This is a genomic window from Variovorax sp. Soil_C_19 (assembly GCF_057657255.1).
Genome location: NZ_JBDGIV010000001.1, coordinates 831,251 through 844,159, shown reverse-complemented (window position 1 = coordinate 844,159; position 12,909 = coordinate 831,251). Strand labels below are relative to the sequence as shown.

12 protein-coding genes are annotated in these 12,909 nt (G+C 66.9%); 3 read left to right on the top strand and 9 right to left on the bottom strand.

The features are described from left to right. Nucleotides 1-23 precede the first annotated feature (23 nt). The 6 genes from AC3A6R_RS03965 to AC3A6R_RS03940 all read right to left on the bottom strand — a co-directional run bounded on the left by AC3A6R_RS03965 (nucleotide 24) and on the right by AC3A6R_RS03940 (nucleotide 6,882). Complete coding sequence (locus tag AC3A6R_RS03965; RefSeq protein WP_487859008.1) at nucleotides 24-1,559, bottom strand: malonate--CoA ligase; 1,536 nt, start codon at nucleotides 1,557-1,559, stop codon at nucleotides 24-26. Nucleotides 1,560-1,635: 76 nt separating this feature from the next. Next, a complete protein-coding gene (locus tag AC3A6R_RS03960) occupies nucleotides 1,636-2,628 on the bottom strand; it encodes a Bug family tripartite tricarboxylate transporter substrate binding protein (RefSeq protein ID WP_487863823.1) in 993 nt (330 codons plus the stop codon). Between the two features lie 79 nt (nucleotides 2,629-2,707). After that, nucleotides 2,708-4,183: a malonyl-CoA decarboxylase gene (locus tag AC3A6R_RS03955; protein WP_487863822.1), complete on the bottom strand. Its 1,476-nt coding sequence runs from the start codon at nucleotides 4,181-4,183 to the stop codon at nucleotides 2,708-2,710. A gap of 55 nt (nucleotides 4,184-4,238) precedes the next feature. Then, nucleotides 4,239-4,907 carry a GntR family transcriptional regulator gene (locus tag AC3A6R_RS03950; protein ID WP_487859005.1) on the bottom strand — a complete coding sequence of 223 codons (669 nt, stop codon included), beginning with the start codon at nucleotides 4,905-4,907 and terminating at the stop codon, nucleotides 4,239-4,241. A gap of 153 nt (nucleotides 4,908-5,060) precedes the next feature. Further along, nucleotides 5,061-5,882 carry a prolipoprotein diacylglyceryl transferase gene (gene lgt, locus AC3A6R_RS03945; protein WP_487859004.1) on the bottom strand — a complete coding sequence of 274 codons (822 nt, stop codon included), beginning with the start codon at nucleotides 5,880-5,882 and terminating at the stop codon, nucleotides 5,061-5,063. Between the two features lie 49 nt (nucleotides 5,883-5,931). Next, the gene (locus AC3A6R_RS03940; RefSeq protein WP_487863821.1) at nucleotides 5,932-6,882 is read right to left on the bottom strand and encodes a LysR family transcriptional regulator; all 951 of its coding nucleotides are present in this window, start codon (nucleotides 6,880-6,882) and stop codon (nucleotides 5,932-5,934) included. Between the two features lie 119 nt (nucleotides 6,883-7,001). Here AC3A6R_RS03940 and ilvD point away from each other — a divergent pair, with 119 nt between their 5' ends. Next, complete coding sequence (gene ilvD / locus AC3A6R_RS03935) at nucleotides 7,002-8,696, top strand: dihydroxy-acid dehydratase (protein WP_487863820.1); 1,695 nt, start codon at nucleotides 7,002-7,004, stop codon at nucleotides 8,694-8,696. A gap of 52 nt (nucleotides 8,697-8,748) precedes the next feature. Here the strand turns inward: ilvD and AC3A6R_RS03930 are convergent, their stop codons facing one another. After that, nucleotides 8,749-9,006, bottom strand: a complete 258-nt coding sequence (locus AC3A6R_RS03930; protein ID WP_487863819.1) for a TIGR04438 family Trp-rich protein — start codon at nucleotides 9,004-9,006, stop codon at nucleotides 8,749-8,751. A 102-nt stretch (nucleotides 9,007-9,108) separates the two neighbouring features. Between AC3A6R_RS03930 and AC3A6R_RS03925 the strand changes: the two genes are divergently transcribed. Beyond that, a complete protein-coding gene (locus AC3A6R_RS03925; protein WP_487859000.1) occupies nucleotides 9,109-9,414 on the top strand; it encodes a c-type cytochrome in 306 nt (101 codons plus the stop codon). A gap of 46 nt (nucleotides 9,415-9,460) precedes the next feature. Here the strand turns inward: AC3A6R_RS03925 and AC3A6R_RS03920 are convergent, their stop codons facing one another. Both AC3A6R_RS03920 and acs read right to left on the bottom strand, forming a co-directional pair. After that, nucleotides 9,461-9,961 carry a LapA family protein gene (locus tag AC3A6R_RS03920; RefSeq protein WP_487858999.1) on the bottom strand — a complete coding sequence of 167 codons (501 nt, stop codon included), beginning with the start codon at nucleotides 9,959-9,961 and terminating at the stop codon, nucleotides 9,461-9,463. 143 nt (nucleotides 9,962-10,104) lie between these two features. Further along, on the bottom strand, nucleotides 10,105-12,111 hold the full coding sequence (gene acs / locus AC3A6R_RS03915; RefSeq protein WP_487863818.1) for an acetate--CoA ligase: 2,007 nt from the start codon (nucleotides 12,109-12,111) through the stop codon (nucleotides 10,105-10,107). A 154-nt stretch (nucleotides 12,112-12,265) separates the two neighbouring features. Between acs and AC3A6R_RS03910 the strand changes: the two genes are divergently transcribed. Then, nucleotides 12,266-12,898, top strand: coding sequence for a YqhA family protein (locus tag AC3A6R_RS03910; RefSeq protein ID WP_487858997.1), 633 nt, complete (start codon nucleotides 12,266-12,268; stop codon nucleotides 12,896-12,898). The last annotated feature ends 11 nt before the right edge of the window (nucleotides 12,899-12,909 follow it).

Here is a 12,909-nt window from a genome sequence, read left to right as displayed (position 1 = left end):
GTCATGCCGCGGCCAACCGCCTCTTAGGCGAACAACCCCTTGTGCTGCTCCCGCAGCAATGCCTTCTGCACTTTTCCCATCGCATTGCGCGGCAATTCGCCCACGACGAAGCAGCGTTTCGGAATCTTGAAGTTCGCGAGCTTTGCCTTGAGCTCTGCCACGATCGCATCGGCGTCGAGCACCGCTCCCGGCTTGGCAATGACGATCGCTACGCCGACTTCGCCGAAGTCGGGGTGCGGCACGCCGACCACCGCGCTCTCGGCCACGCCCGGCAGCTCGTTGATGTAGCCCTCGATCTCGGCCGGATAGACGTTGTAGCCGCCGCTGATGATCAGGTCCTTGCTGCGCCCGACGATCGTGATGTAGCCGCGGCCGTCGATCTTGCCGACATCGCCGGTCTTGAAGAAGCCGTCGGGGGTGAACTCTTCCCTGGTTTTCTCCGGCATGCGCCAGTAGCCCGCGAACACGTTCGGGCCGCTGACCTCGATGTTGCCGATCTCGTCGGTGGTGCAGTCGCGCCCGGCATCGTCGCGCACGCGCAGCTGCACACCGGGCAGCGCGAACCCCACAGTCCCGCCGCGGCGTTCGCCCTGCGCCGGGTTGTAGGGGTTGGACGCGAGCATGATCGTCTCGCTCATGCCATAGCGCTCGAGGATCGTGTGGCCCGTGCGCTCGCGCCATTCGTCGAAGGTCTCGATCAGGAGCGGTGCCGAGCCGGCCACGAAAAGCCGCATGTTGCGCACCGCCTCGCGCGTGAGCCCGGGTTCGGCGAGCAGCCGCACGTAGAGCGTGGGCACGCCCATGAACACCGTGGCCTCAGGCAGCTTCTCGACCACGCGCTTCGGATCGAACTTCGCAAGCCAGATCATCTTGCTGCCATTGAGCAGCGCGCCGTGCAGCGCGACGAAGAGACCATGCACATGGAAGATCGGCAGCGCGTGGATCAGCACGTCGCCGCGGGTCCAGCCCCAGTAGTCCTTGAGCACTTCGGCGTTCGACAGCAGGTTGCCGTGCGTGAGCATGGCGCCCTTGCTGCGGCCGGTGGTCCCGCTGGTGTAGAGGATCGCAGCCAGGTCGTCCGCCTTCCTGTGCGCGGCGGTGTGCTGGTCGCTGCACTGGGCAGCGACCTCGAGCAGCGTGCCGCTGCGGTCGTCGTCGAGCGTGAACACATGGCGGGTGCCGGCGGCCGTGGCGATCGGCCCGACCCAGGCGGCGTTGCGGCTGGTGCACACCACCACGGCGGGCTCGGCATTGCCGATGAAGTATTCGATCTCGGCGCTCTGGTAGGCGGTGTTGAGCGGCAGGAACACATAGCCCGCGCGCAGCGTGGCGAGGTACAGGATCATGGCCTCGACCGACTTCTCGACTTGCACCGCGATGCGGGCGCCCTCCTCCAGGCCGAGTGCGTCGAGCAGGTTGGCGATCATCGCGCTCGCGCGGTCGAGGTCGCGCCACGAATAGAACAGCCCGTTGTCGGTTTCGACGGCAATGGCGTCGAGGTCGGCGGGAAAGGCCGCGCGCAGGGCGGCGAACAGGTTGGGGTTGGCTTTCGTCTTCATGGTGCAGGTACGTCGTCGAAAATTCAGTGAATGCCGGGCGACGAAAGCGCCGATGCCTTCGTCGCCCGGCGGGTCGTCACTCGAGCTTGGCGCCCGACGCCTTCACCACGGTGGCCCAGCGCTTGATCTCGGAGTTCACGAAGCCACCGTAGGACGCCATCGTCAGGTTGGGGATCTCGGCGCCGTTCTGGGTCCAGATCGCCTTGAGCTCGTCGGTTGCGAGCGCCTTCTTCATGTCGTCGACGATGCGCGCCTGCACGTCGGCCGGTGTGCCCTTGGGCGCCCAGAGCCCGTACCAGGTGGTCACGGTGTAGTCGGGCAGCCCGACCTCGGCCGCGCAGGGCACGTCGGGGAACGCGGGGTTGCGCTTGGCGCCTGCCACCATCAGCGCCTTGATGCGGCCACCCTTGATGTGCTGGGCCGACGAACCGAGGCCGTCGAACATCAGGTCGACATTGCCGGCGATCAGGTCCGACAGCGCCGGGCCCGCGCCGCGGTACGGGATGTGGGTGATGAAGGTGCCGGTCTGCAGCTTGAACAGCTCGCCCGCGAGGTGGTGCGAGGTGCCCGCGCCTGCCGATCCGTAGTTGAGCTTGCCCGGATTGCGCTTGACAGCCGCCACGAACTCCTGGAGCGTGTTGGCCGTCACGCGGCGCGGATTGACCACCACCACCTGCGGCACGTTGGCCAGCAGCATCAGCGGCACGAAGTCCTTCTCGAGGTCGTAGTCGAGCCGCGGGTAGATCGAGGGTGCGATGGCATGGTGCACCGCGCCCATGAAGAGCGTGTAGCCATCGCCCTGCGCCTTGGCCGCGATGCTGGCCCCGACCGTGCCGCCGGCACCGCCGCGGTTGTCGACGACCAGCGTCTGCCCGGCCACCTTAGCGAACTGGGCCGAAAGCGGCCGTGCGAACGCGTCGGTGCCGCCGCCGGCCGGGAACGGCACGACCATGTTCACCGGCCTGTTGGGCCAGCCTCCGGCCTGCGCCCGCGCGCCGGTGCCGCACAGCACGGCAGCACCGGCCGCAGCCAGCCGCAGCACGTCGCGTCGTTGAAAACTCTGAGTCATCTGTCATCTCCTGTCGTTGTGGATTGCCGCGCCATGCGGCCGCCGGCGCCTCACGCGCCGGACTTTCTTCTTTCAGAACTCAGCCTTTTTTGAAGAACAGGCTTTCAACGTCTCCCGAAACCGCCACCTTGCCGTCGGCCAGCCAAGCACGGTGCTTGTCGATCCGCTTGAGATCGTAGAGGTAATTGACCATCAGGCCATAGGACTGTTTCAGCCCCTTGGGCGACGGGTCTCCGGCCCAGTTGAGCCGCTCGACCCGTGCGCCGTTGCCGAGATGGAAGCGCGCCACCGGATCGACCGGAGTGCCGTCGAACAGCGTGTGGCCGAGGTATTCGGCCGCGGCCTGCAGCAGCCATTGGCGCAGCGGCGACTTGGCGTCCAGCTCCGGATTGGCGGCATCCACCGCGGCCAGCAGCCGCTCGGCGGTCGGGGGCAGCGATCCCACCAGACGGCCGAGCTCGGCCTCCCGCTTCTCGTCGAGGCGCGGCAGCAGGGTCGATGCGTTCTTTGCAAGCCAGGCGCGGAACCCCGGAATCGGCGACAGCGTGGCAAAGGTCTTCAGGCGCGGAAGCTCTTCCTGCAGCGTCTCGACCACGCGCTTGATCAGCGAATCGCCGAAGCTCACGCCGCGCAAGCCGGTCTGGGTGTTGCTGATCGAATAGAAGATCGCGGTCGTGGCCTTCGCCGGCTGGGTCGGCACCGCGGTCTCGTCGAGCAGCGGCGTGATGCCGTCGCTGATGCGGTCGACCAGCGCCACCTCGACGAAGATCAACGGCTCGTTGGGTAGCCGCGGGTGGAAGAAGCCATAGCAGCGGCGATCGCTGTCGTCGAGCCGGTTCTTCACGTCGGTCCAGCTCTTGATGTCGTGCACCGCCTCGTAGCGGATCAGCTTCTCGATGAGCGAAGCCGGGGAGTTCCAGTCGATACGGCGCAGCTCGAGAAAGGCCACGTCGAACCAGGTCGAGAACAGGTGCTCCATCTCGGCATCGAGCGCCAGCAGCCGCTTGTCCGACTTGAGGAACGGCAGCAGCTCGGCGCGCAGGTCGACCAGGAAGCGCATGCCCTCGGGCTCGGCCGCGAAGCGCTGCAACAGGCGCATGCGCGGCGACACCAACGCCCGGCGCAGCCGGAGTTCGGCCTGACCCTCGTCGGGCGTGCCCACCGCGGCCTGGTGCTGGTCGCGCGCGGCCTTGAGCTTCTGCGGATCTGCCGCGAAATGCTCGCTCATGAGCGCCCAGTAGTCGCGCCGCTCCTCGGGCGTGGCGGCGGCATACTCGCGCGCAATCGCATGCGCCCGGCGGCCGCCCTCGACCTCGCTCACGCGCGGATCGATCACCGCCTGCAGCGCCGCCAGCACGCGGCGCAGCGTTCGCGGCGACAGCGCCTCGTCGGCCTTGCGCAGCGTGGCCTGCAGGCGCTCGGCCGTGGTGCGCTCGCTCGGCTTCGCCGCCGTCTTGGGCGCGTTGCGCGTTGCGCCCTCGGGTGCCACCGGCACCTTGCTGCCGGACTTCTCGCCAGCGCGCAGCCGCGCCTGGAACCATTCGGTCGCACTCATCGACAAACTCCAATGCTGCTGGGGGCTGCGGGTATGGCCCGGCCCGCGTCGTTCTTCATGACATCACCCTGGATTTCTGTTGCCGCGCCACCTCGCGCAAGGCCTCGCGCTGCCGCGTCAGGTGCGTGCGCATGGCTGCGTCGGCGCCTTCGCTGTCGCGCGCCTTCAGCGCCGCGAACACAGCCAAGTGCTCCGACAGGCTCTGCTCGAGCCGGCCCGGCGCATGCAGTTGCTGGAGCCGCGCGAGCTTGAGGATCTTGCGCAGGTCGCCGATCACCTGCGCGAGCCACTTGTTGTCGGCCAGCTGGATGATCGCCTCGTGGATCAGGTGGTTGGTGGCGTAGTAGTCGTTGATGCGCTTCGCCCTGGCGTGGCGCACCAGCCGCTCGTGCAGCGCATCGAGCTCGCTCAGCTCCGCATCGCTCGCATTGCGCGCGGCCTCGTAGGCGCAGCGGCCTTCGAGCAGCGCGATGACGGGGAAGATCTCGTCGAGGTCGCGCTCGGTGACCTCGCGCACGAAGCAGCCGCGCCGCGGCTCGTGGCGCAGCAGCCCTTCGGCCGTGAGCACCTTGAGCGCCTCGCGCAGCGGCGTGCGCGAGATCGAGAGCTTCTCGCACAGCGCGGCCTCGTCGAGGAAGCTTCCGGGCGCCAGTGCGCCGGCGAAGATCTGCTCGCGCAGCGTGGCGGCGACTTCGTCGTGCAGGGAGTTGGGAACCAAGCGCATGGGTTGGGTGCTTTGCGTCGCGTTGCCGCCGCGTTTACGTGTAATTTCTCATAATTACGCGTAATTGTGGGCCGCCGTCTCATGAGGCGCAAGCACCGCGCGCGGTTTTGGCGCCCGGGCTTACCCTTGCCTAAGCTGGCTGCGTCGCGCGCCTCAAGCCCGTGCGGGTTGGGGCCGCCGCGCGGCCCAGAGCCACAGGCCGATGCCGAAGAGCACCATCGGCACGCTGAGCCACTGCCCCTGGCTCAGATCGAGCGCGCGCAGGCCGAGAAAATCGTCGGGCTCGCGGAAGTACTCGGCAATGAAGCGGAATACGCCATACCCGATCATGAACACCGCCGCCACCTGCCCCTGCTTGCGCTCCTTGCGCGCATAGAGCCACATGACGATGAACAGCAGCAGCCCTTCGAGCAGGAACTGGTAGACCTGCGAAGGATGGCGCGGCAGCATCGAGCCGCTCTGCGGAAACACCATGCCCCACGGCAGGTCGGGGCTGCTGAAGCGGCCCCAGAGTTCGCCGTTGATGAAGTTGCCCACGCGTCCCGCGGCCAAGCCGGTCGGCACGCAGGGCGCGACGAAATCCATCACCTGCCAGAACGGCCGGCCGCGCGAGTGCGCGAACCACAACATGGCGCCGATCACGCCCAGCAACCCGCCATGGAAGGCCATGCCGCCCTGCCACACGTAGAGGATCTCGAGCGGATTCGAAAGATAGAACCCCGGCTTGTAGAACAGGCAGTAGCCGAGCCGCCCACCGACGATGACGCCCATCACGCCGAGGAAAAGAATGTCTTCGACGTCCTTTCGCTGCCAGGCTGCCGTGCCGGCCAGCGAGCGGTACGGCTCATGCCGCAGGCGCCGCGTGCCGAGAAAGTAGAACAGCGCGAAGGCCGCCAGGTAGGTCAGGCCGTACCAGTGGATGGCGATCGGCCCGAGTTGCAGGGCGACGGGGTTGATCTGTGGATACATGAGCATGCGCGGATTGTGCCCGCTGAACCCGGCCGCCCTGCTCCGCTTCGGCAGGTCAGCCGGCCATCGACGTGCGTTCTTGCGTGCGCTCGCGCACGAACGCGATGAAGCGCTCGAGCGCGGGGTGCGCCGCCTGCGCGGGCCAGGCCAGGCTGGTCTCGCAGGCGGGCAGCGCCAGACGCGCGCGGCCCGCGGCCTTGAACTCGTGCGCCTGACGGTAGACGACGCCCGCGCGGCGGAACTGCATGACGCTGTGCGGCACCCAGGCCATGCCGATGCCGCCCGAAACCAGGTTGACGATGGTCTGCATCTGGATCGCCTCCTGGGCGACCTGCGGCGCAAGGCCTGCCGCGTGATAGAGGCCCAGGATCGCGTCGTGCAGCGAAGGCACGATCCGGCGCGGAAAGATCACCAGCGGCTCGGCCAGCACCTCGGCCAGCGGCACGGGTTTCGCGCGCGCCAGCCGGTGCTGGGCCGGCATGGCCAGCACCAGCGATTCCTCCTCCACCGCGAGCCTTTCCAGCCCGGGCGGCGCCGCGCCCGGCGAGTGCAGCATCAGCCCGGCGTCGATCTCGCCACGCGCCAGCGCCTCGCGCTGCACGTCGCCGGTGGCCTCGACGAGTTCGAGCGCCACTTCGGGGCACAGCACGTGGAACTCGCGCACCCAGCCCGGCAGCTTCTCGAAGCCGATCGTCGAGACGAACGCAATGCGCACCCGCCCCACCTGCCCGGCCGCCGCTGCCCGCGCACGGGCGGGCAGCGCCTGCGCGCGCGCCAGCAGTTCGCGCACGTCGGGCAGCAGCGCCTCGCCCGCCGGCGTGAGCGCCACGCGCCGCCGCGTGCGGTCGAAGAGCACGACCCCGAGCGTCTTTTCGAGCTGGGCGATGGCCTGCGTGACGGGCGGCTGCGTCATGTGCAGGCGCTCGGCCGCGCGTCCGAAATGCAGCTCTTCGGCCACGGCGACGAACTGGCGCCAGGCACGCAGGTCGATCAGGTGCTCTTTCATATGCCGAGCATATCAATGCGGGTTCGAAAATGGATTGGAAGCAATCAGTGAGAAGTCGGATACTTCACCCTTCCCTGCGCTCCCCACGCGCTTTCCCCACGACAGAAGAGACACGCACCATGGACACCAAGCCGATCCAGATCAACCGCCGCAGCGCCAACATCGTCGAAGGCAAGAGCCGGGCACCCAACCGCTCGATGTTCTACGCCATGGGCTATGAAGAGGCCGACTTCAAGAAGCCGATGGTCGGCGTCGCGAACGGCCACAGCACCATCACGCCGTGCAACTCGGGCCTGCAGAAGCTGGCCGACGCCGCCATCGCCGGCATCGAGGAAGCGGGCGGCAACGCACAGGTGTTCGGCACGCCTACCATCTCCGACGGCATGGCCATGGGCACCGAAGGCATGAAGTACTCGCTGGTCAGCCGCGAAGTCATCTCCGACTGCATCGAGACCTGCGTCGGCGGCCAGTGGATGGACGGCGTGCTCGTGGTCGGAGGCTGCGACAAGAACATGCCCGGCGGCATGATGGGCATGCTGCGCGCCAACGTGCCCGCCATCTACGTCTACGGCGGCACCATCCTGCCGGGCCGCTACAAGGGCCAGGACCTCAACATCGTCAGCGTGTTCGAGGCCGTGGGCCAGAACGCCGCGGGCAACATGAGCGACGAGGACCTGAACGAAATCGAGAAGCGCGCCATTCCCGGCACCGGCTCGTGCGGCGGCATGTACACCGCCAACACCATGTCGAGCGCCTTCGAGGCGCTGGGCATGTCGCTGCCCTACTCGTCCACCATGGCCAATCCGCACGACGAAAAGCAGAACTCGGCCAAGGAATCGGCCACGGTGCTGATCGAGGCGATCAAGAAGGACCTGAAGCCGCGCGACATCGTGGCCAAGAAGGCCATCGAGAACGCCGTGGCCGTGATCATGGCCACCGGCGGCTCGACCAACGCGGTGCTGCACTTCCTGGCGATCGCGCACGCGGCCGAAGTCGACTGGACGATCGACGACTTCGAGCGCATGCGCAAGAAGGTGCCGGTCATCTGCGACCTGAAGCCCAGCGGCAAGTACCTCGCGGTCGACCTGCACCAGGCCGGCGGCATTCCGCAGGTGATGAAGGTGCTGCTCAACGCCGGCCTGCTGCATGGCGATTGCATGACGATCACCGGCAAGACCATCGCCGAGGTGCTGCAGGACGTGCCCGACCAGCCGCGCGCCGACCAGGACGTGATCCGCCCGATCGACAAGCCGATGTACGCCGAAGGCCACCTCGCGATCCTCAAGGGCAACCTCTCGCCCGAAGGTGCGGTCGCCAAGATCACCGGCCTCAAGAACCCGGTCATCACCGGCCCGGCGCGCGTGTTCGACGACGAGCAGTCGGCGCTGCAGGCCATCCTCGACGGCAAGATCAAGGCCGGCGACGTCATGGTGCTGCGTTACCTTGGCCCCAAGGGCGGCCCGGGCATGCCCGAGATGCTCGCACCCACGGGCGCGCTGATCGGTGCCGGCCTCGGCGAAAGCGTGGGCCTGATCACCGACGGCCGCTTCTCGGGCGGCACCTGGGGCATGGTCGTGGGCCACGTGGCGCCCGAAGCGGCGGCCGGCGGCACCATCGCGTTCGTGAACGAGGGCGACTCGATCACCATCGATGCGCATGAACTGAAGCTCGAACTCAACGTGCCCGAAGCCGAACTGGCCAAGCGCCGCGAAGGCTGGAAGCCGCCGGCACCGCGCTACACGCGCGGCGTGCAGGCCAAGTTTGCGTTCAACGCCTCGAGTGCGAGCTCGGGTGCGGTGCTCGACAAGTTCTGAGGAGTCTCAGGCCGCAGGCAGGGCCTGCGCCATCCGCCGCGCCGCGTGCGCTTCAGCGCCGCGGCCGCTGGCCCGCCTTGCTGCTCGGCAGCCCCATGTTGCTGCGCTGCCGGTCGATGCGCGTCTGCTTGCGCTTTTCTTCGCGCTCGACGACCTTGCGCTTGGTATAGCCCGACCAATCAGCCCAGGCCCACCACGCCGCGGCCATGGCAAAGGGCAACAGCACGAGCCACCAGCTCCACTCGGCCACCATGCCGATCTCGAAATACTTGAGGGCCACGCCTGCGAGCCCCAGCACCAAAAACCACATGGCGAACCCCTTCGGTTGTAGTCAACGCTTCCGGTCGCCGGTGCACGGCGCTACCTACAATCGCGTTGTATCGAATGTACCCCAGCCATTAACAATTACCCCATGAAAAGACTCCTGTCCTTCGCGCTCCTGGGCCTGGGCCTGGCCGCGCCGGCCTTCGCAGACCTTGCGCTGGCCACGTCCAAGAACTGCATGAGCTGCCATGCCGTCGAGCGCAAGGTGCTCGGCCCTTCCTTCAAGGATATTGCGACCAAGTACAAGGGCAATGCGGGTGCGGTCGACATGCTGGCCACGAAGATCATCAAGGGTGGTTCCGGCGTCTGGGGACCGGTGCCGATGCCGGCCAACAACCAGGTCAGCGAAGCCGACGCCAAGAAGCTGGCCGCCTGGGTGCTGGCGACGAAGTAGCACCACCCCGAAGCGCCGCTGGCGCGCAGCGAGGCGGTCGCGGCGCTCAGGCCCGCGGATTGATGTCGGTCGGGAGCGGCCGGCGCTCGATGCGGTCTTCGAGCTGGCCGATGTGCGCGGCCACGGCGTTCTCGGACTGCTCCGAACGCTGGCGGATCACGGTTTCGACCTGGCCCAGGCGCGCGAGCAGCGCGGCATGGTTCTCGGCGTTCTGTGCCATGTGCTTGTTTTCCTGCGCCGCGAGGAAGTTGCGCAGCTCGGTGAAGCGCGAGGCCTCGGCCTTGTCGGCAAGGTCGCGCTGCGCCTGCATTTCACGGTTGTGGCGCTTGGCGTCCATCAGCACCGAGCTGTGCAGGTAAAGCACGTAGACAAGGCAAAACACGCCCAGTGCGGCCGTGAGTCCCAGCATGATGAGCCCGAGCGGCGCGGACACCGTCATGAAGCCGAGCGACATCTCGACGGGTGCCGCCAAGGTGTACCAGTTGAGCGCGGCCAGCGCCGCGATCAAGAGCACGATGACGAAAAGAAAAGCAGATCGAACGCCCATTTGGCGCCTCCTTGGATGGATCAAACACGATGAAACCGATCCCGCGCCGATGGTGGCGCAAGACGACCCGCCGGTTGTACCTCAGCCCAAGGGCCGCGATCGGCCCCGCCCCCCACTAAAGCCTACGTCCTACAAGCAGAAAATCAGTTGATCTGTGACAACTGTTCCAGAATCGCCGGATTTTCGAGCGTGGACGTGTCCTGCGTGATCGCCTCGCCCTTGGCGATGCTGCGCAGCAGGCGCCGCATGATCTTGCCGCTGCGCGTCTTCGGCAGGTTCTCGCCGAAACGGATGTCCTTCGGCTTGGCGATCGGCCCGATCTCCTTGGCCACCCAGTTGCGCAGTTCGTTGGCGATCTGCTTGGCCTCTTCGCCGGTCGGACGCGGGCGCTTGAGCACCACGAAGGCGCAGACCGCTTCGCCGGTCACGTCGTCGGGCCGGCCGACCACGGCGGCTTCGGCTACGAGGTCGGTCTTGGACACCAGCGCCGACTCGATCTCCATCGTGCCCAGGCGGTGGCCCGAAACGTTGAGCACATCGTCGATGCGCCCGGTGATGCGGAAATAGCCACGGTCGGCGCTGCGCACCGCGCCGTCGCCCGCAAGGTAGATCGTGCCGCCCATCTCCTCGGGGAAATAGCTCTTCTTGAAGCGCTCGGGATCGTTCCAGATGGTGCGGATCATCGACGGCCAGGGCCGCTTGATCACCAGCATGCCGCCCGCGCCATTCGGCAGGTCCTTGCCGGTCTCGTCGACGATCGCGGCCATGATGCCCGGCAGCGGCAAGGTGCACGAACCCGGCACCAGCGGCGTGGCGCCCGGCAGCGGTGTGATCACGTGGCCGCCGGTCTCGGTTTGCCAGAAGGTGTCGACGATCGGGCAACGCTCGCGGCCGATATGGCGGTGGTACCACATCCACGCCTCGGGGTTGATGGGCTCACCCACCGATCCGAGCATGCGCAGGCTCGAGAGATCCCAGTTCTTCGGGTGCACCTTCTCGTCGCTTTCGGCGGCCTTGATGAGCGAGCGGATCGCAGTAGGCGCGGTGTAGAAGATCGACACCTTGTGCTTCTCGATCATCTGCCAGAAGCGGCCCGCATGCGGGAAGGTGGGAACGCCCTCGAACACCACCTGGGTGGCACCGGCGGCGAGCGGGCCGTAGGCCACGTAGGTGTGGCCGGTGATCCAGCCGATGTCGGCGGTGCACCAGAAGACGTCTTCGGGGCGGATGTCGAAGGTCCACTCCATCGTCATCTTCGCCCACAGCAGGTAGCCGCCGGTGGCATGCTGCACGCCCTTGGGCTTTCCGGTCGAGCCCGAGGTGTAGAGGATGAAGAGCGGATGCTCGGCATTCACCGGCACCGGTGCGCATTCGGTGCTCTGGCCCTGCAGCGCTTCGGCGAAGCTCTTGTCCCGGCCTTCGACGCGGTTCCATGCGCTCGGCGTGCGCTCGTACACGACGACGTTCTTGATCGATTCGCAGCCGCCGAGCGCGATGCCGTCGTCGACGATGGCCTTGAGCGGCAGCTCCTTGCCGCCGCGCAGCTGGTAGTTGGCGGTGATCACGGCGACCGCGCCGGCGTCGATGATGCGCTCCTGCAGCGCCTTGGCCGAGAAGCCGCCGAACACCACGCTGTGCGTGGCGCCGATGCGTGCGCAGGCCTGCATCGCGATCACGCCCTCGACGGTCATCGGCATGTAGATGATGACGCGGTCGCCCTTCTGGATGCCGGCGGTCTTCAGCGCATTGGCGAACTGGCTCACGCGCGCGAGCAGTTCCTTGTAGCTCACGCGGGTCACGCTGCCGTCGTCGGCCTCGAAGACGATCGCGGTCTTGTTCTCGACCGGCGTGCCGATGTGCCTGTCGAGGCAGTTCGCACTGGCGTTGAGTTCGCCGTCGCCGAACCACTGGTAGAACGGCGCGTTCGACTCGTCGAGCGTGCGGGTGAAGGGCTTGCTCCAGTTCAGGTGGCTCTCGGCCTGGCGGCGCCAGAAGCCGTCGAAGTCCTGCTCGGCTTCCTTGCACAGCGCCTCGTAGGCGGCCATGCCGGCCACGCGGGCGCCGTCGGTGGCGCGGGCGTCGGGCGGGAATACACGGTTTTCCACCAGAACGGACTCGATGTTCTTCGATGCATTGCTGCTGCTGCTCATTGTCTTGTCTCCTGAATGGGTGCGGCCGTAATGTCGACGGGGCCACTTACGGGTCACTGACGGGTCGGCCAGGTCCGATGTTAGTTCTCAGGGTTAATACGAGTCGGCCACCCGGACACCCTAGAATCCGCGATCGTTCCCTTCCGGCCTTCCGATGTCCGCACCCGAATCCTTCGATCCCCCGACCACGCCGCGCCGGAGCTCGCCGCTGCGGCCCCTGCCCAAGCTGATCTTCGCGAGCCGATGGCTCCAGCTGCCGCTCTACCTGGGGCTGATCATCGCGCAGGCCGTCTACGTGGTGCACTTCCTCGTCGAGCTGCTGCATCTGGTGGAAGCCGCCTTCGGAAGCAAGGACGCGCTGCAGGCGCTGATCACGAGCATCGGCTACAAGACCACAGCGCCCGTCACGTCGCTCAACGAAACCGTGATCATGCTGGTGGTGCTCGCATTGATCGACGTGGTGATGATCTCGAACCTGCTGATCATGGTGATCGTCGGCGGCTACGAGACCTTCGTGAGCCGCATGGACCTCGAGGGCCATCGCGACCAGCCCGAGTGGCTGAGCCATGTGAATGCCTCGGTGCTCAAGGTCAAGCTGGCGACCGCCATCATCGGCATCAGCTCGATCCACCTGCTGAAGACCTTCATCAATGCCGACAACTACACCGACCGCGTGCTGATCGCGCAAACCGTGATCCACATCGCGTTCCTGCTCTCGGCCATGGCCATTGCCTACACCGACCGCTTGATGGGCCCGGCACCGCACAGCAGCGGCAATCGCCACTGATCGCTACCTCC